This window comes from Streptomyces mayteni, from assembly GCF_054783955.1.
In genome coordinates, this window is sequence record NZ_BAAGPR010000293.1 from 1 (window position 1) to 654 (window position 654).

1 protein-coding gene is annotated in these 654 nt (G+C 37.6%); it reads right to left on the reverse strand.

Going from position 1 to position 654, the window contains the following annotated elements:
- Window positions 1-463: 463 nt before the first annotated feature.
- Window positions 464-654 (reverse strand): hypothetical protein (locus ACYVPE_RS39965; RefSeq protein WP_461038750.1); only part of this gene is annotated, 191 nt, incomplete at its 5' end.

Below are 654 nucleotides of genomic sequence, written 5' to 3' on the forward strand. Positions count from 1 at the left end.
TTAAAGAATACCGTTTATTGTCAGTCGTCTACTGTCTAATCCTGATGATCGTTGACACATTCTAACTGATGCTACATATGTGCTTTTGTCGGAAATACAGTGGGTCAAAAAACTGCACCAACGTAACCTAATTTTTCGGAAATAAGAGCACAGGTCTGTCAGTTTAACAGCAAACGTTACGAAACTTGAACCAAACAAAGTTAATACTATTATCATTTATTGACAAAACTTTCAAAGTCAGACGCTGAGTATACACTTAAAGCGCGTCCAGAAAAAAGCGGAGGTCGGTTGGTGCAGTTTTTTGACTTCCTTAAAATCGAATGGATCCGCCCTTTTTTGCTAATACTGCTTGTATTCTGTCGGACATACTATCTATATATTTAATGCATTATTCCTTAATAAACGAATTCCATTCATTTTCGACTCTTTCCCACAGTTCGTGGATGCTGATCGTCCTATTATTTTACATGCTCAGCTTTAACTTCAAATGATGCCATACATGCTCAATAGGATTAGGATCTGGACTTTGTGATGGCCAATCATCAATGCAAACCATGACACTATCTTTCATCCATTGCGTTGTGGGCTTTGATCGATGTTTAGGATCATTGTCGTGCTGAAATACCGATGTTTCCCAATTCAGATTATAGTACT